At 69.1% G+C, this 21,841-nt stretch carries 16 protein-coding genes; 8 read left to right on the top strand and 8 right to left on the bottom strand.

Annotated elements, in window-relative coordinates:
- Positions 1–31 precede the first annotated feature (31 nt).
- The 4 genes from ACQBAU_RS08115 to ACQBAU_RS08100 all read right to left on the bottom strand — a co-directional run bounded on the left by ACQBAU_RS08115 (position 32) and on the right by ACQBAU_RS08100 (position 4,800).
- Positions 32–1,252, bottom strand: coding sequence for a CehA/McbA family metallohydrolase (locus tag ACQBAU_RS08115; protein WP_465255890.1), 1,221 nt, complete (start codon positions 1,250–1,252; stop codon positions 32–34).
- The gene (locus ACQBAU_RS08110; RefSeq protein WP_465255889.1) at positions 1,243–2,073 is read right to left on the bottom strand and encodes a ChbG/HpnK family deacetylase; all 831 of its coding nucleotides are present in this window, start codon (positions 2,071–2,073) and stop codon (positions 1,243–1,245) included. Before ACQBAU_RS08110 ends, ACQBAU_RS08115 begins: the two co-directional genes overlap by 10 nt.
- A complete protein-coding gene (locus ACQBAU_RS08105; protein ID WP_465259481.1) occupies positions 2,070–3,500 on the bottom strand; it encodes an MFS transporter in 1,431 nt (476 codons plus the stop codon). Before ACQBAU_RS08105 ends, ACQBAU_RS08110 begins: the two co-directional genes overlap by 4 nt.
- 88 nt (positions 3,501–3,588) lie before the next feature.
- Positions 3,589–4,800 (bottom strand): AGE family epimerase/isomerase, encoded by a 1,212-nt coding sequence (locus ACQBAU_RS08100; RefSeq protein WP_465255887.1) that lies wholly within the window; start codon positions 4,798–4,800, stop codon positions 3,589–3,591.
- A 116-nt stretch (positions 4,801–4,916) separates the two neighbouring features.
- Here ACQBAU_RS08100 and ACQBAU_RS08095 point away from each other — a divergent pair, with 116 nt between their 5' ends.
- Positions 4,917–6,314, top strand: coding sequence for a 3' terminal RNA ribose 2'-O-methyltransferase Hen1 (locus ACQBAU_RS08095; protein WP_465255886.1), 1,398 nt, complete (start codon positions 4,917–4,919; stop codon positions 6,312–6,314).
- A complete protein-coding gene (locus ACQBAU_RS08090) occupies positions 6,307–8,868 on the top strand; it encodes a polynucleotide kinase-phosphatase (RefSeq protein WP_465255885.1) in 2,562 nt (853 codons plus the stop codon). The genes ACQBAU_RS08095 and ACQBAU_RS08090 overlap by 8 nt, the downstream gene beginning before the upstream one ends.
- 36 nt (positions 8,869–8,904) lie before the next feature.
- Here the strand turns inward: ACQBAU_RS08090 and ACQBAU_RS08085 are convergent, their stop codons facing one another.
- Both ACQBAU_RS08085 and ACQBAU_RS08080 read right to left on the bottom strand, forming a co-directional pair.
- Positions 8,905–9,600 carry a hypothetical protein gene (locus ACQBAU_RS08085; RefSeq protein ID WP_465255884.1) on the bottom strand — a complete coding sequence of 232 codons (696 nt, stop codon included), beginning with the start codon at positions 9,598–9,600 and terminating at the stop codon, positions 8,905–8,907.
- A gap of 88 nt (positions 9,601–9,688) precedes the next feature.
- On the bottom strand, positions 9,689–10,561 hold the full coding sequence (locus ACQBAU_RS08080) for a fumarylacetoacetate hydrolase family protein (protein ID WP_465255883.1): 873 nt from the start codon (positions 10,559–10,561) through the stop codon (positions 9,689–9,691).
- A gap of 237 nt (positions 10,562–10,798) precedes the next feature.
- Between ACQBAU_RS08080 and ACQBAU_RS08075 the strand changes: the two genes are divergently transcribed.
- From ACQBAU_RS08075 to ACQBAU_RS08065, 3 genes are read left to right on the top strand one after another with little or no spacing between them, the layout of a single operon-like run.
- Complete coding sequence (locus ACQBAU_RS08075) at positions 10,799–13,330, top strand: DUF4838 domain-containing protein (protein ID WP_465255882.1); 2,532 nt, start codon at positions 10,799–10,801, stop codon at positions 13,328–13,330.
- Positions 13,331–13,370: 40 nt separating this feature from the next.
- Entirely contained in the window at positions 13,371–14,297 is a 927-nt protein-coding gene (locus ACQBAU_RS08070) for a LysR family transcriptional regulator (RefSeq protein WP_465255881.1), read from the top strand.
- Between the two features lie 5 nt (positions 14,298–14,302).
- Positions 14,303–15,061 (top strand): class I SAM-dependent methyltransferase, encoded by a 759-nt coding sequence (locus tag ACQBAU_RS08065; RefSeq protein WP_465255880.1) that lies wholly within the window; start codon positions 14,303–14,305, stop codon positions 15,059–15,061.
- A gap of 14 nt (positions 15,062–15,075) precedes the next feature.
- Here ACQBAU_RS08065 and ACQBAU_RS08060 read toward each other — a convergent pair whose 3' ends face one another.
- On the bottom strand, positions 15,076–15,573 hold the full coding sequence (locus tag ACQBAU_RS08060) for a PH domain-containing protein (RefSeq protein WP_434551699.1): 498 nt from the start codon (positions 15,571–15,573) through the stop codon (positions 15,076–15,078).
- 285 nt (positions 15,574–15,858) lie between these two features.
- Between ACQBAU_RS08060 and ACQBAU_RS08055 the strand changes: the two genes are divergently transcribed.
- Both ACQBAU_RS08055 and ACQBAU_RS08050 read left to right on the top strand, forming a co-directional pair.
- Entirely contained in the window at positions 15,859–17,043 is a 1,185-nt protein-coding gene (locus tag ACQBAU_RS08055) for a substrate-binding domain-containing protein (RefSeq protein ID WP_434551698.1), read from the top strand.
- A gap of 96 nt (positions 17,044–17,139) precedes the next feature.
- Positions 17,140–19,578 carry a hypothetical protein gene (locus ACQBAU_RS08050; protein ID WP_465255879.1) on the top strand — a complete coding sequence of 813 codons (2,439 nt, stop codon included), beginning with the start codon at positions 17,140–17,142 and terminating at the stop codon, positions 19,576–19,578.
- Between the two features lie 25 nt (positions 19,579–19,603).
- On the opposite strand, the gene ACQBAU_RS08045 is transcribed toward ACQBAU_RS08050, so the two are convergent.
- Positions 19,604–20,359 (bottom strand): alpha/beta hydrolase, encoded by a 756-nt coding sequence (locus ACQBAU_RS08045; RefSeq protein WP_465255878.1) that lies wholly within the window; start codon positions 20,357–20,359, stop codon positions 19,604–19,606.
- Between the two features lie 164 nt (positions 20,360–20,523).
- Here ACQBAU_RS08045 and ACQBAU_RS08040 point away from each other — a divergent pair, with 164 nt between their 5' ends.
- Positions 20,524–21,768 carry a polysaccharide pyruvyl transferase family protein gene (locus tag ACQBAU_RS08040; RefSeq protein WP_465255877.1) on the top strand — a complete coding sequence of 415 codons (1,245 nt, stop codon included), beginning with the start codon at positions 20,524–20,526 and terminating at the stop codon, positions 21,766–21,768.
- The last annotated feature ends 73 nt before the right edge of the window (positions 21,769–21,841 follow it).

The raw sequence follows: 21,841 nt of genomic DNA, 5'->3' as shown, positions 1-21,841 counted from the left end.
GCCCGACCGTCGACCGTGCTTCGCCACTCGGTCAGCAGATCGCCAGGATGGCCCCGTCGGTAGCCTCCAACCGGTACGGGCCGTGCCCGGTGTCCGGGATCACCAGGTGGTCCCCGTGCAGCAAACGTGAGCGACCGTCGATGTCGCGGAACACGGTGCCGTCGGCGGCACTGGCGACCAGTTCGTCACCGACCCGGACGAGGGCGGGCGCATCGGGGGTCGGGAGCCTCGTGATCGCGGTCCGGCCGGCGCGGACGGCTTCCATGATCGACTCGGTCGTGCACTCCTCGGCCGCCACCCAGGTGACCGGGGTGCCGGGCTTGTAGCCGTGGCGTGGGTGGTGGTAGTCACTGCCGCCGAGCAGGGTGGGCGGCTCGGGCCACTGCGCCAGGTACGCCCACGGTGCCGTCGCATCGGGTTCGCGGAACCACGTCACGTGCCACAGCTCGACCGCCGCCGGCATCACCCGCAACCGGTGCTGCCACGCCAGGCTTTCCTGCAGGGCATGATTGATGCTCAACACCCCACCCCGCTCGGCAACCGTGCGCACCCATTCGTCCGCCGGTCGGCGGAAGTCGATAAACCCGATGTCACCGAACGCGTTCGCGTGACCGCGGCGGGTGGTGACCTCCTGCCCCGGCAGCAGGGTGATGCCGTGCCGCTCGCCCACTCCGGCCAGGTGGGCGAAGTGCGAGGTCGTGTTGTGTTCGGTGACGGCCAGGAAGTCCAGCCCGTTCGAGACCGCCAGTCCGGCGAGCTCCGACAGTGACTGCTCACCGTCGGAGTGGGTCGAGTGGGAGTGGAAGTCACCGGCGAACCAGGTCAGCCCGTCCGGTGCGGGCAGCCGACGTTGGCTGGCTCGTGGGGTGTCTGGCCGCGGCTCGGCCTCGGCGTCCACCTCGATCGCCGAGGCCGCCGGGGTCGAGATCTCCACCGTCACGTCGATCGGCTCGATCGGCAGCTTGTAGAGCCCCAGCTGCACGCGCCACTCCCCCGGCTCCGGCTCACCGGGAAGGTAGCCAGGGGTGGCGGCAACCCGGCCGATCACGAACCGATCCCGAGCCCCACCGGACCAGCCCCGCCAGCCGGCTGCTCCCTCACAACCGAGGTCGATGGTCGCCGACGTCCGGTCGTACGCAAGGTGCACCTCCACGCTCTCGACCCCGGGGCCGATCTCGAACGGCACCACCCGCAGCTCGTCGGCGAGCAGGTCCTCGAAGCCCAACCTCAGCTTGTGCACGGTCACGGCCACCAGCCCTCCACTCGTTGGATCCCTTCCCGGTCAAGGGTGTCGTGCCACACCGGGTCGCGCAGCAGTTGTGCCTCCCACACCCGCAGGATGCCGTTGGGCCCTCGTACGGCGTCGGCACTGGACGGGTGCAGGAAGACCTCACTGATCCCGTCGGGCAGCTCGGCCAGCATGATCAGGTACGCGTCACGCAACGCCTCGTAGCTGCCGAGATCCGAAGCAGAGCGGCGATTGGTGACGATCGTCTCCGGGAGTGCGACCCCGAGCCGGTCGGCCAGCTCGAGGGCTTGCCGGTGCGGTCCGGCCAGCTCGGTCGGTACCGGTCCACCCAGGTACGGCGCCGGGTCACGCGGCAGGCGGAAGGCGAAGCCGTACGAGGCGCACCAGTGCAGTGCCTCGGCCAGGAAGCTCCGGCCGTGCAGGCCGTAGAGGGTGCCGGCGTGGGAGTCGACCGCGACCGGCGCCATCCCCTGGTCGCGCTGCCATCCAAGCTGGGCCTCCAACTCGGCGAGCACGTCGGTGGGCTCGCCGCGGGCACCCAGCAGGAACGGGTCCGACGGCAGCAGCCCGACCTCGTCGACCAGACTGCGTCCCGACGTCAGTGGTCGCCAGCCGGGTAGGCCACCCTCGCTGGTGAGTGTGACGTGCAGCCGGGGAACGACCCCCAGCTCCCGCATCGCTGCAGCCGCTTCGAACGAGTGCGGCGACACCGGGATGATCGTGGTCGCGGTGATCAACGCGTCGGCCAGCAGATCGGTGATGACGGCCGTGGTCTGCTGCTCGCGACCAAGATCATCTGCGGTGATCACCACCCGGCGACTCATCGCAGCTCCTTCTCCGGGGCGACGGTAGCGGCCGACTCCTCGGGGTCAGAGACGTGCACGAACCGGGACGCGACGGCACCGATCGTGGTGAGGATGAACGGGTACACGCACAGGAAGACCCGGAACGCGACGCCCGGCTGGTCTCCGGGGTCGTCACCGGAGTAGTAGCCGAAGAACAGTCCCAGGGAGGCGAGCGCCGCCCCGGTGAGCGCGCCGTTCAACCGGCCGAACACACCGAACGCCGACAGGAACAGGCCTTCGCGGTGTTCGCCGTGCTTGGCGGCGTCGGCGTCGAGCACCCGCGCGACCACGAGGTCGTTGGTGGCCAGCATCCCGGACCAGCCGATGCCGAGCAGCACCCCGGCGGCGATCGCGCTGATCAGGTCGGCGGCGAAGAACAGCACCGCGAAGCTGACCGCCAGTACGGCGAATGCCAACCGCCAGGTCCACAACGCCCCCTTGCGCGTCACCACCTTCGACCAGACGACCAGGCCGCCGGCCGAGACCAGGATCACCGCCCCCTGCAGGAAGAACGCGTACGCCACCGGGAGCCCGAGCGAATACCGTACGTACAGCTGGATCCCGGACAACACGATCGCCATCGCGATGCCGTAGCAGGCGCCGGTGAGCCCGACCGACCAGAACAGCCGGTTGGCCAGGATCTGCTTGATCCCCTGCCACAGCTGTGGTCTGCGATCGGTCGCGTACCGCGGATTCTCCTTGATGCCCAGCGCCATGAAGGTGATCACGATGACCGCGACCGCACCGTAGATCGGTGCGGTGATGGTGAAGCCGGTCGTCGTCTCATCGGTGCCGAACACACTCGTGGTCAGCACCGGGGTGACCGCCAGCGAGATGATCAACGCGACCAACTGGAAGCCTTGGCGCAGCCCGTTCGCGACCGCCCGGGTACGTTCGGTCGGGAACAGCTCGGGCAGCAACGCGCCGTAGTTGGCGTTGAGCATGGAGTCACCCAGCTCACACAGGATGGCGAACACCGCAAACCACAGCACCAGCGCGATGCCGTCGATCCCACTGGGTGGTGAGAACAACGCGATCATGCAGATCGCCAGCAGCGGCGCGCCGATCAGCAGCCACGGACGACGGCGGCCGAACCGCGTCCGGGTGCGGTCGGACAGGTAGCCCAGGGCCGGGTTGTCGAGGGCGTCGACCACCGCGTAGACGACCATCACGATGGCGTACGCGCGGACGTCGAGTCCGAGGATGTCGACGTAGAACAGCAGGATCGAGCCCTTGATCATGTTGATCGGGATCGAGGTGCCGAACATGCCGATCGCATACCGCCATGGCGGCGTCCGGGCCGCCGTGGGGTCGGTCACGGGATCATCGACGGTGCGCGGCGGGCTGGTCACCGGCTTCTCCTCGCTGGCTCCGGGTACGTGCGCATGGTATCGGGCGAGGCTCACCCCGACCTCCTGCCCGAAACGCGGCGATTTCGCGACGATGTCCGCGTCAGCGGGACATCGAACCGACATCGCCGCGTTTCGGGCAGGGTCAGGAGCGGCCCGGCTCCTTGACCGCCTGCGCGATCGACGGCCGCAGCGGGAGCGCGGGCAGCAGGCAAGCCTGCACGGCGTGGTAGAGGTCGGCCTTGCCGGGCCGGATGGTCGCGGCCGGACGGTTGTGCTCGTCCAGTTCGTGGTGCCAGGACCCGTTTTCGCGGTCGACCAGACGGCGCTGCGCGTACTCCCACCAGGTGTCCCACCAGCGGGCCCAGGTGTCGTCGCCGGTCCGCTGCCACAACACGGTGGCAGCACCCAGGGCCTCGCAGACCACCCAGTGCAGTCGGTTCCGCACCAACGGGCGCCCCTGCCAGTCGACGGTGTAGACGAAGCCGTCTGCACCGTCGACCGCCCACGCGTCGGTGATCGCCCGATCGGCGAGTTGTCGGGCCATCGGCAACCAGTCACGACCGGTGGTGCTGCCGGCCTGCAGCTGCAGCAGCAGTCGGGCCCACTCCAGCCCGTGGCCGGGCGTCGCCCCGTACGGTTTCACCGGATCGCGCGGGGAGTCGCGATGTCGTTCCAGGTCAGGGATCCAGGTCTGGTCGTAGTGTTCCGGGATCCGCCATTCGTGGGCCTCGGCGACACCGGTGATCCGCTCGGCCATCGCCTCGGCACGGCGCTGCCAGCGGTCGTCACCGGTGGCGACGGCGACCGCCAGGAACGCCTCCACCGCGTGCATCGTCGAGTTGGCGCCACGCTCGGGTGAGGTGCTGGTGAACTCCCGGTCCCACTCCTCACGCCCCATCGCGTACTCGGCATCCCAGAAGTGCTCGTCGTGGACGGTGCACGCCTGCTCCAGCACGTCGTTGCCGCCGAGTCCCGCCGTCACCGCACTGGCGGCGGCCAGCATCACGAACACGTGCGCGTACGCCTGTTTGGTGGCGTCGACCGGGTGATCATGGTCGGGGTCGATGCTGGTGAACCAGCCCCCGTACGCGTCGTCGTGGAAGGACGTCCGGAGCTGCTCGAGGCCATGATCGACAAGATCAGCGGCGCCGTCGTGGCCGAGCATGTCGGCCAACGCGTACACGTGGGTCATCCGCGCGGTCACGTACAGCCGCAACGGTCCCCGGGTCGGGCGGCCTTCGACGTCGAGCCAGGCGAAGCCGCGCGGCACCCTGGCGGCGTGGCCGAAGGCCAACAGTCGGTCGACCTCATCCCGGAGGGCGGTCAGTCGATCGGGCGGCAGCTGCTGGGTCACGTGCGGTCCTTTCCCCCGGTGCGTGCAGTGGCCTCAGCCTAAGGTGCCCGCCGGCGAGGGCTGCGGCACCGGGAATCTCGGACGACAGCGGACCGGCTCTCAGGCACACTGTCGGGGTGCTTCTCACCGTCTCGACCACCCACCAGCCGGCGACCGACCTGGGCCACCTGCTGCACAAGCATCCCGATCGGGTGCAGCAGTTCCCGCAGTCGTTCGGGACGGCGACGGTGCTCTACCCGGAGGCGACGGACGACCGGTGCACCGCAGCCCTGTTGCTGGAGGTCGACCCGATCCAGTTGGCCCGTGGTCGGGCGAGGAACTCCCCCGACTTCAGCCTCGCGCAGTACGTCAACGACCGGCCGTACGCGGCGTCGTCCCTGCTCGGGGTCGCATTGGCCGACGTGTTCAGCACCGCCCGCCACGGTCGGTGTCGGTCGCGGCAGGAGCTGGCCGACTCGGCCATCCCGCTGCAGATCACCATCCCGGTGCTCCCCTGTCGCGGTGGGCCCGACATCGCCCGTCGGCTGTTCGAGCCACTGGGCTGGCAGGTCGAGGCCGTACCGATCCCGCTCGACGACCAGTTCCCCGACTGGGGCGATTCGCGCTACGTACGGCTCCAGCTCACCGGTGACGTCCGGCTGGCGGACGCGCTGAACCAGTTGTACGTACTGCTGCCCGTCCTCGACGAGTCCAAGCACTACTGGCAGGGCCCCGACGAGGTCGACAAGCTGCTGCACTCCGGTGGCGGTTGGCTCGCCGAGCACCCGGACCGCGAGTTGATCACGCGCCGCTACCTGGGCCGCAGTGCCGGACTCACGCGGATCGCGCTGACCCGACTGGCCGAGCTCGACGACGTACTGGAGGGCGACGCGACCGACACCGATGACGAGGAGATGCTGCAGCCCCAGGAGCGACGTGTCCCGCTCAACACCCGACGTCATGAGGCGGTTCTGGCGGTGCTGGCCGAGGTCGGCGCCACCTCGGTGATCGACCTCGGGTGTGGCCCGGGACAGTTCCTGTCACGGCTGTTGGCGACACCGTCACTGACCCGCATCGCCGGCTGCGACGTGTCGGCCCGGACGCTGCAGATCGCCACCCGTCGGCTCAAGCTGGACCGGATGAATGAGCGTCAGGCCAACCGCATCGACCTGTTCCAGGCTGCGCTCACCTACGTCGACGACCGGCTGGCCGGCTACGACGCCGCCGTGCTGATGGAGGTGATCGAGCACGTCGACCCACCACGTCTCGACGCCCTCGAGCGGGTCGTGTTCGGCGGTGCGCAGCCCGGCACGGTGATCGTCACGACGCCCAACAGTGAGTACAACCAGCTCTACGATGGCCTCGACGGTGCCCGTCACCCCGACCACCGGTTCGAGTGGGACCGGGCCGAGTTCGCGGTGTGGAGTGACCGGGTCGGCGATGCGTACGGCTACGCCGTCAGTCGACGCGGTGTCGGCGATGTCGATGCGACCCATGGCACCCCGACCCAGCTGGCGGTGTTCACCCGTGTCTGAGATCCAGCAGAAGGTGATCAAGGTCCCGGCGATGGGGCTGATCGTGATGGTCGGCGTCTCCGGCAGCGGCAAGTCGACGTTCACCCATACCCACTTCAAGCCGACCGAGGTCGTCTCCAGTGACGTGTGTCGTGGCCTTGTCGCTGACGACGAGAGTGACCAGACCGCCACCCCGGACGCGTTCGACCTGCTGCACCACCTGGTCGGCATCCGATTGCGGCGCGGCTTGCTCACCGTCGTCGACGCGACGAACGTGCAGCCGGCAGCGCGGGCATCGTTGATGAAGCTCGCCCGCAGTCACGATGTGCTGGTCGACGCGATCGTGCTCGACGTGCCCGAAGCGGTCGCGGTCGAGCGCAACGCGGCCCGGCCCGAACGGGACTTCGGATCCCACGTGATCACCCGGCAGCGCCGCGACCTCAAGCGATCACTGGGACGCCTGCGCAAAGAGGGATTCCGACGGGCCCACGTGGTCAACGCCGACGAGATCGACAGTGTCGAGATCGTTCGTGAGCCGTCGTGGAACGACCGCACCGATCTCACCGGACCGTTCGACATCATCGGTGACGTGCACGGCTGCATCGACGAGCTTTCCAGCCTGCTCACGAAACTGGGCTGGCACCTGCGCCAGGATGGTGATCAGCTGATCGGCGCTACCCACCCGGAGGGTCGGCAGGCCGTCTTCGTCGGTGACCTGGTCGACCGTGGTCCCGACACCCCGGCGGTGTTGCGGCTGGTGATGGGCATGGTCGCCGACGGGACCGCACTGTGCGTGTCCGGCAACCACGAGGCGAAGCTGGTCCGCGCGATGCGCGGTGCCAAGGTCACGGTCGCCCACGGGCTGGCGGAGTCGCTGGAGCAGCTGAGCCACCACACCGATGAGTTCCGCGATCGGGCCCTGGCGTTCATGGACGGGCTGATCAGTCACTTCGTGCTCGACGGTGGGCGGCTCGTGGTTGCCCACGCCGGGTTGAAGGAGTCGTACCACGGCAGGAGTTCCGGGAGGGTGCGGTCGTTCGCGTTGTACGGCGACACCAGTGGCGAGACCGACGAGTACGGGCTGCCGGTGCGGCACCCATGGGCCCGGGAGTACCGCGGTGAGGCCATGGTGGTCTACGGGCACACCCCGATGCCGGAGGCCGAATGGGTGAACAACACCATCTGCGTCGACACCGGCGCGGTGTTCGGCGGCTCGTTGACCGCACTGCGCTACCCGGAGCGCGAGCTCGTCTCCGTCCCCGCCGAGCAGCAGTGGTGTGAGCCGGCCCGTCCGATGGTCCCGACCGAGGCCGACCGGGAGCCGTCGGTGCTGCGGATCGACGACGTCGCCGGCACGCGCTGGCTGGAGTCGCCGCGGGCCGGGAAGGTGAAGATCCCGGAGGAGAATGCCGCTGCGGCGCTGGAGGTGATGAGCCGGTTCGCGGTCGACCCACGGTGGCTGATCCACCTGCCGCCCACCATGTCACCGGCCTCAGGACGGCCGGAGGGGCGCCTCGACAAGGTCGACGGACGTCTCGACGGGCGGGAGGGGTTCCTGGAGCACCCGGCGCAGGCGTTCGCCGAGTACGCCGGATGGGGTGTGAAGCGCGTCGTGTGCGAGGAGAAGCACATGGGGTCACGGGGCATCGCCGTGATCACCAGGGATGCAGCGACCGCAGCCCGTCGGTTCGGGGTAGGCGACGGCAGGACCGGCGTCGTGTACACCCGCACCGGTCGGCCGTTCTTCGGCGACGCTGTACTGGGTAACGAGTTCGTCGATCGGCTGCGCACTGCCGTAGCACCGCTGTTCACCTCACTGGACACCGACTGGTTGGCGCTGGACTGTGAAGTGCTGCCGTGGTCGGCGAAGGCGTTGGAGTTGATCAAGTCGCAGTACGCCTCGGTCGGTGCTGCCGCGACCCACGCGTTGCCTGCCGCGATGTCGATCATGGATCAGGCTGCCCGCCGCGGCCTCGACGTCGCTGATCTCGCCAGCCGCACGGCACGGCGGCGCGACAACGCGACCAGGTTCCGCGACGCGTACGCGGCCTACTGCCGTCCCACCGACGGACTCGACGGAGTCACCGTGGCGCCGTTCCAGATCCTCGCTGCAGAAGGCCGTACGCTCGCCGTCACCGAGTCGCACGAGTGGCACCTGGGCGAGCTCGCGAAGCTCGACCACGAGTTGATCACCCCGACCAGGCACCGGTTCGTCGACCTGTCCTCGGACCAGGAGCGGGCCGCCGCGACCGACTGGTGGACCGAGCTCACCGCCACCGGGGGCGAGGGCGTCGTGGTGAAGCCGGCACACCTGGTCGACGAGTTCGTCCAACCAGGCTTGAAGGTTCGCGGCCGGGAGTACCTGCGGATCATCTACGGCCCGGACTACACCGAGTCACTCGACGTGCTGCGGAGCCGTGGTGTCGGCAAGAAGCGGCAGCTCGCACGCCGCGAGTTCGGACTCGGCCTGGATGCCCTCTCCGGATTCGTGGAGCGGCAGCCGTTGTGGCGGGTCCACCAGTCGGTGTTCGCCGTGTTGGCACTCGAGTCCGAGCCGGTCGATCCCCGGTTGTGACCGCTGCACCCCCACGGAGTCCGCGGGGTTGCGGCGTCAGCCGTGGGCCGGTACGAAGTGTTGCCTTCCTTGCCAGCTGCCGTGTTCGGACAGCGGACGGAACCGCAGCGTCGTGAACTCGTGGTGGAAGTCGCGCCGTTCCCGCTCGCCCATCGCGTCGACGTGACGTCGCGGCTCGGCGATGTCGGTGTGCCCGTGGACCATCTCGACCATCTCGCGGGTGGACCGCCACACCGAGAAGGTCGACACCGTCCGGGGCAGCCGGATCGCCGCCATCGCCAAGGTGGCTCCCGGATGATCACGGACCAACCGCTCCACGGGTCGACCCCACCGGATGAACCGGGGCAGTTCCGGCAGTCGCATCCGCGCCAGGGTGACCGCGACGACTGGCTCATCGGGCAGTGCTCGACCGGTCCGCTCGGGAAGGTCCAGTTCGCTGACGCTCCCCCACCGGCGCAGGAACTCCAGTCGTACGTGCCAGCCGCCTGCCAGCTGCTTGCCGAGTGGGTCACGGGTCAAGAACTCGTCGAGGGCAGCTTCGTCCTGCCAGGCGGCGAACATCGCCAGTCGGCCCAGCTGCAGCCGTGCCGGGGACACCACCGGGGCACCGAGTTGCATCCCGGTCAGGCACTCCGCATGCACCAGACCGTGCACGGACGCAGGCCTGGGCGGGCGCACCATGGCGCGCACGGTGGTCACCGGGTTGGCCCGCAGCAGGTGGAACGAGTGCACAGCTGGAGCCTACGACAGCGCCTCGGGAGGACCTGTGTGCTGACCATCAGGACCCGTACGAGGTGATGGCCCACCGGCGTCGGGCTGGTCAACCGGTCGGCGCGACGACCTCCGTGCGCTGCTCTCCCAGCTCCCCCACCCGAGCCGTGATCACGTCACCCGGCCCCAGGAACTCCTGGGTGGCGGCGCCGACGCCGGCCGGTGTGCCGGTCTCGATGACGTCGCCGGGCTCCAAGGTCATGAACGACGAGGCGAACGCGATCAGCTCGGTGACGCTGAAGATCATGCCTGCGGTCGATCCGTCCTGGCGGACCTGCCCGTTCACCGACAACTGCAGGTCGAGCTGTTGCGGGTCAGGCACCTCGTCGGCGGTGACCAGCCACGGACCGAGCGGGGCGAAACCGTCGGGCCACTTCCCCGTCAGCCACTCGAAGAACGGCGCCCGGTGCTCCTCGGCCCGCTCGACCGGGAAGTCGAGCGAACGGGCCGAGACGTCGTTGGCCGTCATGTAGCCGGCGACCACGTCCAGGGCGTCGGCCTGCGGAACGTTGCGGCATCGCCGGCCGATCACCACCGCCAGCTCGACCTCCCAGTCGACGGCGTGGGAGACCGTGGGCAACGGCAGTGGGTCACGGGGGCCGATGATCGCCGTGCTGGGCTTCAGGAACAGTCGCGGGATGGCCCGATCGGACGTCATCGGCGTCCCCCCGCCCTCGCGGATGTGGTCGGCGTAGTTGGCCGCGACCGCCAGCAACTTCGGCGGCCGCCGCAACGGCGAGGCGAGTACCACGTCGTCGAGCCCGTACGTCGGCCCGCCGCCACCCGAACCGGCGGCAGCCAGCCCCTCCCCCTCCAGCAGGTCGAGCAGGTCTCCCGGACCGTGGTCGATCACCCCCTGCTGATCATCGGTGAGCCGACCGTGACGTCGTTCCCCGTCATGCAGGTAGCTGGTCCAGCGCATGGCACCTCATTCGTGATCAGAGCTGTTCGTGGTCAGAGCTGTTCGTGGTCAGGGCTCCGACGATCGTAGAATCCTCTCCCACCTCGGGGACCTCGGGGGTCGGCAGCTCGAACCGTAAGCAGAACTGTCGGGAACCCCACAGGTTCCCGCACTGGACATGATGGGTCCGGCCCAGCACGATGAGGGCAGCCGTCCGCGCCGACGCAGGGCGGCTTGCAACGGCGCAAAGGAGCCTTCATGCAGATCACCCGACGATCGGTCCTGGCTGGCCTCGGAGGTGCCGCCACCCTGGCACTCATCCCAGGCCCCGGAAACTCCCTGCGAGCACGGGCCGCCGGTGTCGAGTTCGACATCGTCGTCGACGGCCAGGCCGTCGCGGTGATCAAGTTGCCGTCCGGGATGGGCGGACAGACCCAGCGCATCCGGGTGCTGGTCAGCGCCGCCAACCTGCTCCGCGACGTCGTGGCGGCTGCGACCGGCGCGGAGCTGCGCACCATCTACAGCGAGGTCCCGTCAACCTGGACCGAGCTGCCGATCTACCTCGACGCGGTCGGCCTGCACACCACACCTGGCTTCTCGAACGCGGGCCTCGGCCCTGACGCGTTCGCCGTCGACATCAACGCCGACGCGATGACGATCCTGGGGGGCACGTACAACGGGACCATGGTCGGCGTCACGGCGTTGGCCGAGTCCGAGTGCGGCGCGGAGTTCCTGATGCCCGGCCCCCACGGCACCAAGGTGACCACCTCGTCGTCGCTGACCGTCGACACGTCGTTCAGCGAGGCCAGCGGCACGCCCGACTTCACCAACCGGCGCATCTACGCGTACGGCACCGTCGCTGACGGCGCCAGTTCCGACCCCAACAACGTGTTCGGCTCCCGATTGCGGCTGATGAACCGCGCCAAGTACAGCCACAACCTCGGAGTGATCTTCGACCCGGCCAAGTACGCCGAGACCCACCCCGAGATCTACCCGGTGATCAACGGCGTCCGACGGATCCCCAGCAACAATGCCAACGTCAACTGGAATCCGCGCTGGCAGGATCCGATCACCATCGCGCCGGCGGTCGAGTACGCGGTGACCGAACTGGGGCTGCCCGAGAGCACCGGCTGGGTCGCCCTGGGCATCAACGACAACGGCGGCTACTCCGACGACACACTGGCCCTCGGCACCCGCGACGCCGACGGCATGTTCTCGCTCAGCAACGTCTACTGCACCTGGCTCAACGCTGTAGCCGAAGGGGTCGAGGCCGCCTTGGGCCACCAGGACTTCCGACTGGGATTCCTTGCCTACAACGACATTCGGTCCGCCCCCGAGTTCGACCTGCACCCGACCCTGGTGCCGTTCATCACCCGTGACCTGTACGGCTGGGTGTCGCCCGAGCTGGAGGCCCACGACCGGGCCCTGCTCGCCGGCTGGGACGCGAGGTGCGTCGAGCTGGGTTGGTGGGACTACCCGTGGGGCAGCCCGATCATGGTGCCACGGCTGTTCCACCGCACCCAACAACTCGCCCTGAAGACGTTGCACGACAGCGGCGTCCGCCATGTCTTCGCCGAAATGGAGCAGAACAGCGGCGAGGGGGCCAAGGCCCCGCTGTACGCGAAGATGCTGTGGGATGTCGACCTCGACGTCGACGCCGCCCGCGACGCGTGGTGCGAAGCCACCGCGGGACCGGCCGGCGCGGCGCACCTCCGGGCGTACGACGAACACTGGAACACATGGTGGGCGACCAAGGGCGTCGACACCGAGTACGTCCGCTCGGGCAAGGGATCGAGCTACCTGTGGTACCTCGACACCGGCTACCTGAACCAGGTCAGCGACGAGGACATCGAGACCTCCCGGGCCCACCTGGACGCCGCCGCGGCCGCAGCGCAGACCGAGGACGAGGCGGCCCGGCTGTTGATCTTGACCCGACAGCACGAATACTACCGGGCCAGCGTCCTCAGCTACGACCGCGACGTCGTCGACCCGACCAGCGTGCGCGAGGCCCGCGACCTGTTCCAGGCCGCCATCAGCTCCCTCGACGAGAAGATGGCACTCGCGGCACGCCGGAAAGAACTGATCGCCGAGTTCGCCACCGACCCGGTGATGCGGCACCGCTTCGAGGGCCCTGCGATGGGCCTGGCCTGGAACGGCTGGCCGCTCAAGCCGTTGTGGAGTGTCGCCCAGTACATCATCGCCCAGGGCAGCAAGGCCGCGGCGGTGCTCCAGCAGGTGCGCAACACGGCGATGCGACACCCGTCCGAGCAGGTGCGCCGATATGCGGAGACGCTGCTGGCCGTGGCGGAGGGGCGTACGGTCAACCGGGCCGTCAATCCGGACTTCGCCACCGGCGAGATCGCCCCGTGGCAGGTCGACACCGCCAGTGGCTGGCTCGGTGGCGAGCCGGAGGTGACGACCGAGTTCCTCCGCAACAGTCCCGGCAGCGTCCGGATCGTCGGCCCCACCGCCGGCGGTGCGCTGCAGCAGACCGTCACGGTGAGCCCCGGCTATCTGCGGGCGTCGTTCTGGGTGCGGACCCGCGACGTGCCCAACGTGATCGGTCTGGTCGTGCCGACCTGGCTGGTGTTCGACGCCGCCGGCGTCCGCACCCTCCTCCGAGGTGAAGTGCTTGCCCTGTCGTCCACCACCGACGGCTGGACCGAGTGTGCGATGGCCCACGTGTTGCCCGAGGGCACAGCAACCGCCGGGATCTACCTGTCGAACCTCAAGGTCGCCTCGCAGACCGAGATGTTCATCACCGACATCACGTTCACCCAGGTGGCTTGAGCCTCGGAACGCGTCGGCGGAACCGTTGGCACGGTCTACTGTGACCGACAATCGTTCCGCCGACCGATCCGGGGCCGTGATGCTCAACCTCCACCGACTGCAACTACTGGTGGAACTGCGCAACCGGGGTACGATCGCGGCCGTCGCCGACGCCCTGGGCTACAGCCCGTCGGCGGTGTCGCAGCAGTTGTCACGACTGGAACGGGAAGCCCACGCCCCGCTGATGGCGCCCGTCGGCCGACGGGTCGTGCTCACCCAGCAGGGCAACCTGCTCGCCGACCATGCCCAACACCTGCTGGTCGAGGTCGAACGCGCGGAGACCGCACTGGCGCAGTGGTCCGGCGAGGCTGTCGGGGTGCTGCGCCTTGCCATGCTGTGGACGCTGACGGCCACCCTCGGCACCGAACTGCTGCTCCGGCTGCAGGCTCGGCACCCACAACTCGACGTCCGACTGCGGGAGGTGCCGGCCGAAGGTGCGTTGGCGGCACTGCGCTCGCACGACGTCGACCTCGTCGTCGTCGAGGAGTCGTCCTTCGGGGAAGCCGACGTCGACAACGGCGCCGTCCACCTCGAACCCTTCCTGGACGACCCACTGGTGCTGGCCGTGCCCCCGCAGTGGGGACCAGTCGACCTGGCCGCCGTCGTCCAGCGGCCATGGGCCACCTCCGCCGGCGGCAGCACGCGCCTGTGGGTCGAGAAGCTCTGCCGCCGAGCGGGCGGCACCGCACAGATCCGCTACGAGACCGACCATCCGCTGGTACTGCTGCAGTTCGTCGAGGACGGACTGGCCGCAGCACTGCTGCCACAGATGTTGGTGGCGTCCCGGGCCCCACACCTGCCCCGGATCGAGTTGCCGGCCGAAGTCAGCCGCACCATCAGCAGCGCCGTCCGGACAGGCTCCCAGTTCCACCCCTCGGTGGTGGCCTGCCTCACCGAGCTGCGCCAACTGCTCGACCTGCCAGACTGACGGGCATGGGCCGCAGTTTCGAAGAACTCGTCGCGGAGGGGGAAGCCTCCGACGTCACCGGATGGGACTTCAGTTGGCTCGACGGCCGGGCGACCGAGGAACGGCCGCCGTGGGGGTACGCGAACCTGCTCGGCCAACGCCTCAGCTCCGGCGTCCGGGCCTCCCTCGACATCCAGACCGGCGGTGGTGAGGTGCTGGCCCAGGCGCCTTCGTATCCGCCGATCGCCGTGGCCACCGAATCGTGGCCGCCCAACGTGGCGCGGGCGACAGAGCTGCTGCACCCGCGCGGGGTGGTCGTCGTCGCCGATCCCGATGAGCCGCCGCTGCCGTTCGCCGACGACGCCTTCGATCTGGTCACCAGTCGCCACCCGGCGTCGGTCTGGTGGACCGAGATCGCCCGGGTGCTGCAGCCCGGTGGCCACTACTTCGCCCAACACGTCGGGCCGAGCAGTGCCTTCGAGTTGATCGAGTTCTTCCTCGGGCCGCTGCCGCAGCAACGTCAGGGCCGCGATCCGGCGCGGGAAGCTGCGGCAGCCGAAGCCGCCGGCTTGACCATCGTCGACGTACGGACCGCGCGGCTACGGATGGCGATCTTCGACATCGGGGCCGTGGTTCACCTGCTGCGCAAGGTGATCTGGTGGGTCCCCGACTTCAGCGTGGAGAGGTACCGCGACCGGCTGCGTGACCTGCACGAGCAGATCGAGGCCGACGGGCCGTTCATCGCCCACGCGTCACGCCACCTGATCGAAGCCCGGAAGGATTGAGCCGGCAGGATCCGCTACCGCAGGTTGGCGAGCCACGCCTGGTGGGCGGCAACGATCTGGTTGCCGGCATTGCTGTAGCCGGAGTCGGCCCACACCCCATGTTCGGACGAGCTCATCGAGATGGCGCTCACGAACATCCGGCGACCGTCCTTCATGATCAACCGCACACTGCGACCGTCCCACCGGTTCAGCGGCACCTCGACGTGGTGGACGTCGCCCCATCGGACGTGCGTGGTCCCGGAGAACACCTCGCACCACCGGATGCCGTCGTCACGGAGTTCGACCCGTTGTCGCCGACCGGCCAGGTGCATCAGCAGGCCGCCGCCACCGAAGATCAGCGTCATCAGCGCGCCGAACGTCACCGCTTCCATGTCGCCGGTGACGAGCCCGATGGTGACCGCGACGATCCCGATGAGCACCGCGATGCCGAGCAGCGCCAGTCCCATCCATCGCAGCAGGTTGGCCACCCCGGACCGGATGACGACGGGCTCGGCCTGCTGGTGAGGGTGCATCGAGTCGGTCCTCCTGAGGGTGTACGCGCTGAGACCGGCCCAGCGTACGGCAGCCAGGGTCGCCGACCGGCCGACAGCCGGCGGCGCGTTTGCTCGTCCACGTCCGCCGTCCCGCGGCTGCCGGCCCTTGACACCCGCCACCGAGCGACACCAGAATCGACCCTGCACGGAGCTGGACGGATCTGGACGGACTCGCGCCCTCCGATCCCCGATCCGCGTGACGACGGTCGACCCGAGGGTCCGGGTCGACGACGCGTTCTTGGCGACATCGGAGTCGGAGACGGTATGGAGAGCAAGACCCCGCGCAGAGTGGTCGTCGAACGCCGTCGTGCCCTGCTCGACGAGCTGCGTACCGCGGCCCGGGACGGCTCCGCACTGCCCGGTGACCCGGTCCCCACGATGCGGGAACTCCGGGAACGCCACCAGCTCTCCTCCGACGGCGTCACCCAGTGCCTCCGCATCCTTGCCGATGAAGGCGTGCTGGTCACCGTGCCGCGGGTCGGCACGTTCTACGCCAGTGCCCAAGGGACCGGTGAGATCCATCTGTTGATCATGGAGGACTCACCGGAGAACTACGCACCTCGACCCGCCATCCGGCAGCGGATCCAGGCCGGGTTCGAGGAACGGTCCGCCGAGCTCGGCAGCGCCACGTTGGTCGTCAGCATGGCGCAGATGGCCGACCCCGACTTCCACCGCGGTCTCCCACCGGTGGCCGGCATCTTCGCGTGGTCGACCTCGACCGACCCGTCACCGGGGTGGCTGCCCGACGGGCCGGCCGCCCAGGTGAGGCTCTCCCGCGACCCCGTCCGTTCGGGTCCGGACACCGGCCCGGTCGACCGGGTGTTCCTCGACGACGTCGACGGTGGCCGGATGGCGACGACGTACCTGGCCCGGCAGGGCCACGAGGTGATCGCCTTCCTCGGCCTGCACGCCGACCGGCCCGCCCCCACGCTGGTGTGGTCCAGTCGTCGCGCCGACGGCTGGGCCCAGGCGTTGACCAGGTTCGGCCGAACCCCCGACACCGCGCTCTGCTTCACCGCCACCGAACAACCACACAACTTCGCCGACGAGTCGACCATCGCCCGCAGCGTGGCCCGGCGGTTCGTGGCCGACCTGCCACGGAGCGCCGCGACGGCGGTGGTGTGCGCCAACGACGAGGTCGTGCTGTCACTGCTCGACGTGCTGGACGAGCAGGGTGTCCCCCAGGCGTGGTGGCCGGCGGTCGTCGGCTTCGACTCGGGACGCGACCTGTCGAGCCGGTTCGTCACCACCATTCGTGCACCCTGGGAAGAGCTGGGCCGGGCTGCCGCGCAGCTGCTGTGGGAACGCCACACCGGACGCCTCACCGGGCCGGCCGTGGCCCGCACCGTCGACATGACCACCATCCCGAGGATGAGTTCGCAACGTGCCTGGATGACCTGGGCCAGCGTCGCAGAACTGGCACGCGCCGAGGTCTCCACCAACCCCTGAACGCCCCGAGGAAGCACCACCCCCACGAAAGGAACAACGATGTCCCAACCCGAGTCCACCCCCACCGCGAGCTCCCGACCCGTGAGCCCCGGAACCGTGAGTCGACGTACCGTGCTCGCCGGTGCCGGATCGCTGACCGGCGCGGCCCTGCTCACCAACCCGTTCGGCGGGGCGGCCGCCCATGCCGCCGACGAGGTCGTCACCGTCCTTGCCGACGAGGTGTCGGTCCCGTCCGAGGGCGAGGTGGCGTTCACCCTGCCGGCCGTTGCTCCCGACCACACCGCGGAGCTGCGGGTGCTGATCAGATTGCACAACGAGACCCTCGGTGGCTACGGCTGGTACTCACAGTGGCTGCTGGACGACGAGCCACTCGACTCCGCCAGTGATCGGTTGCACAGCAACCTGCTCAACAAGGACGCCACGTTCACCAACTGGCTGGGCAACACGTTGGAGTGGAATCAGGGCGACGGGCTGTGGCACACGATCTTCGCGCCGTCGTTCGACACCGACCCGTCGGAGTATCTGCCTGACGTGCCGGAGCCGTACCGCACCGTGCTCGACATCACCGGACTCACGGTGGACGGCAACCCCCACACCTTCACCGTGCGCAACATCTACGGGCTCTCCCAGCGGCTGCCGGTGGTGGTGAGCATCGAGCACGTCAGCACCCCGATCACCGGCCCGGGTCCGGAGCCGACGCCTACGATCCGGCTGACCCGGCGCCCCACCGTCACCACCGAACCGGGCGGCCAGTTCACCCTCGACTTCGGCGACGCCCGGCTCGGCGTCGGCACGACCTTCGTGTCACCCGCAGGGACCAACGAGTTGATCAAGGAACGCCGGGCCGGCGCCCCCGCGTCCGGTGGCCCCGAGGCCCGCTGGCGGCCACGCGGCCGCCGGTTGTCGGCCAACCAGTGGCGGATTGCGGCCGGCGGAGCCTCGTACGGCCTCGAGCGGACCGTCACGGTGCGCGAGGACCGGGTCGATGTCGACGACGTGATCACCAACGTGACCGACGCCGACGTCGGCATCCGGTTGTCGAACCACGTGGACTTCAGCGACTTCCCGTTGTTCACCTGCCGGATCGCGGGACGTCGCAGCCAGGCGGCCAACGGGGTTCACTCCCCGGCCAACCCGACGCTGTTCTTCCCGCTGGAGGAGTCCTCGATCGGCATGGTGGCCAACGATGACCTGCTGCGCAACCAGAGCCTGTTGACGTACGACCTCGAGAACCGTCGTGCCGGGTTCGCCGACGACGTGTTCTGCCTGGCACCTCGTGACACGGTGACGATGAGCTGGTCGATCCACTTCAACCTGGCCTCCGACGACTACTTCGACTTCGTCAACCAGGTGCGTCGGCAGTGGCAGTCCAACATCACCTGTGCCGGACCGCTCTACTTCGAGAACCCGAGCATCGTGGCCGGGTGGACCGATGCCGGCGCCGAGCTGAACCTCAATGTGCGCGAGGTCGAGCACTTCGTGTTCTGGCAGATCCAGACCCCGCCGCTGCCCGAGCTGGAGAACCGCCGCGTGATCGGACAGGGCACGGGCATCTTCGACCCGATCCTTGCCGAGGAGGTCGAGAAGATGCGGACGGCGGTGGCGCGGATCAAGCGGGTCAAGCCCAGTGTGAAGGTCGGGATGTACCTGCACCCGTACTTCATCAGCCCGGAGGCCGAGGACAACCCGGAGTACCGCGACTCCTGGGTCACCGGCTCGGACGGCGAGCGCCGCGGGTCGACGTACGACCATCCTTCCCGGGTCGACTACGAGCCGGTCTTCCCCGGCGACGACAACAGCTACGGGGAGGCGTACCTGAGCATGACCGACTGGATGATCAATGACGTCGGCCTCGACTGGCTCTACGTCGACGAGAGCACTGGTCCGGGGATGACCGCCGACCCGGTCTTCGTCGAGCTCGGACTTGACCGCGCGCTGACCTACAACACCTGGGACGGCCACACGGCAATCCTGGCCGAGGACGGCACCATCGAACGGAAGGTCGGCATCCTGCCGCTGCTGGCCGACGGCGTGCTCGGCACGGTGGCCGACAACGTCGAGGCCGCCACCGGCGGCCGCATCGTCTACAACCAGGCGTCCGCGACGGCCCGTCGACAGCAGCAGTCCTCCTTCGTGGAGACGCAGTACACCTACACCAACGGGTACGAGTTGCACCTCAACACCCCGCTGGCGTACGGACTCGGCGCCCCGAGCATGGCGACCCTGCGGATGCGCCTCGAACTGGGGCTGGTGTACGCGCGGACCTCGTTGGGCTTCCGGTCGGCCGTGGTGGAGAAGTGCTACCCGTTGACCCCGACCGCCCTGCACGCCGGCTGGATCGAGGCCGAGGAGCGGATCATCATCACCCGCGACGGCTCGTACGGCTGGCCGGGTACGTGGAGCGCACAGGTGCTGCAGTTCGACGACACCGGTGCCCTGCTGCCCGATCCGGAGCAGTTGGTGGCTCGGACCGGTACGGCCCCGGTGACCGTGCTGCCCGGTGGCATCACGATCATCGAGCGCACCGACGGCTGACCGGAGCCCGCCGGACAAGGTCGGGTCAGCGCAACTCGGTGAGGAAGTCGATCATCGTCAGCACGATCTGATGTTCGGCCGCGGCACGGTTGACGGTGGGCCTACCGTCACCGTGCTGCGGCCCGTAGCGTCCGAAGAAGGAATGTGCGGCACCGTTGATCACCACCAGCTCGGTCCCCTCCGGCAGCCGTTCCACACCCCCGCGGACGTCCGCGGCGGTGGCGATCTCGTCGTGCTCGGCCATGATCGACAATGCTGGAACGCCTGCCACGGTGACGTTGTCGGCCGGGTAGGCCGCCATCAGCACCAGCCCGGCGAGGGCATCGGAGTTCACCGAGGCCCACTGTGCCGCCATCGCCCCACCGAGCGAGTGGCCCGCCAGCACGACGGGCCGGCCGGCCGCGTACGCGGTGATCAACTCCTCGGCACGGCCGCTGTCGAGGACGGCCAGGTCCAACGGCATCTCCGGGATCACGGTCTGCACGCCCTCGGCGGCCAACGCGCGCCCCAGCCACTCGTACGCCTGGGGCCGCACCGGTGCCCCCGGGTACAGCACCAACAGCAGGTCACCGTCGCCGGAGGCCGGCCGGATGTTGATCACCGAACCACCGACGTCGTCGACCGAGACGCGAGCCTGCGCACTGCTGGTGTCGGAGATCGCATCCTGCCCCACCACCAGCGGGCCGGTGTCGACCAGCAGCTGCACGCGCGCCACCCCGTACCCCATCACGGCTGCGCACACCGCGACCACGACCCACAGCACCCACCGACGTCGTTCCATGGCGTGCAGCCTACGGACCGCCGAGCGTCGGACGGCGCCACGCGTGGCGGCAGGGACCTCGCCATGGACACCCGGTTGATGTTGTGCCCGGCCTTCCCTAGCGTCTGCGGCAGCAGTGGCTCGGGCGGACGGCTCGACCCCGACCGGAAGGAACGATGGAGACGATGGACGAGTCGGTATCGGCGAGGCGCCCCCGGATCGTGCTGCTGGGGTCATGGCAGACGGTCAACATCGGCGACGTCGCCCACACCCCCGGCTGCCTCACCGCCTTCAAGACGTTCGCCCCCGATGCCGAGATCACGTTGCTGCCTCGCGAACTGGACGACCGCGAGCAGCAGATGCTGGCCGAGCTGTTCCCCGAGGTCCGGGTGCTCACCCCGCTCGTGTGGACCGGCGACACCGCCCTGCCCGAGGAGATCCGTACCGCGTTCGAGGAGGCGGACCTGCTGGTCCACGGCTCCGGGCCGTCGGTCGTGGTGCCGGAGCTGGTCCGCGCCTGGCGCGAACTGTCGGACAAGCCGTACGGCTTCTTCGGCATCACCGTCGACCCGTTCCCCGCCCAGCCGGCCACCCTGGCCGAGGGCCGGATCATGATCAACTCCGAGGTGGGTGACCTGGTCGGCACCGATCGGGACCTGCTCGACGGGGCGGCGTTCGTGTACTGCCGCGACTCCCTGACCCGCGACCTGCTGCGCAACCAGGGCATCACGTCGGCGGTGATCGAGTTCGGCCCCGACGCCTCCCCCTCGTTCGCCCCGCAGCGCCGAGCCAGCGAGGACGTGTTGGCCACCGTGTCCGATGCCGGGCCACTGCTGTGCATCGTGCCTCGGCTGCGCTACACCCCGTACCACGAGTTCCGGGACGTGGAGGTGGAGTTGTTCCATCGCCGTCGCGACGCCTACAACGCCGCCCACGCCGAGGCGGACCTCGCTCCACTGAAGGCTGCGGCCGACTGGTGGTTGGCCAACACCGACGGCACCGTGATGGTGGTGCCCGAGATGATCTACCAGGTCGAGTTCGCCCAACAGCACTTCACCGGTGGCGACCGACTCCACGTACTCGACCGGTTCTGGTCATTGCCCGAGGCGTCCGCGGTCTACCGTCAGGCCACCGCGGTGGTGAGCTCGGAGTGCCACTCCCCGTTGATCGCGATGGCGGTGGGCACCCCGGCGATGTACCTACGGCAGCCGACCGACACGGTCAAGGGCCACATGTACCGCGACCTCGGGGTCGACGACTGGTTGTTCGAGGTGGTCGACCCGGCGACGACCGTCGGGGTGCAAACCCAACTCGCCGCCATCGCCGCGGACCCGGCGGGTGCTCGTCGCACCAGTGAGCAGGCCCGCGAGCGTGCGCTCGCGCGACTGGGCGTGATGGTGGCGACGGCGCTGTCCCAGGTCCCCGGCTGACGCTGTCCGGTCCTGCCCGCGTCGGCCCGTTTCTGTCACACCCGACCCGTAGATTTTCCTTGTCAGCATGGAC

This window comes from Carbonicoccus niuqiaonis (genome assembly GCF_050157065.1).
Lineage (GTDB): Bacteria > Actinomycetota > Actinomycetes > Propionibacteriales > Propionibacteriaceae > Avipropionibacterium.
This window is presented reverse-complemented; position numbering and strand designations above follow the sequence as displayed.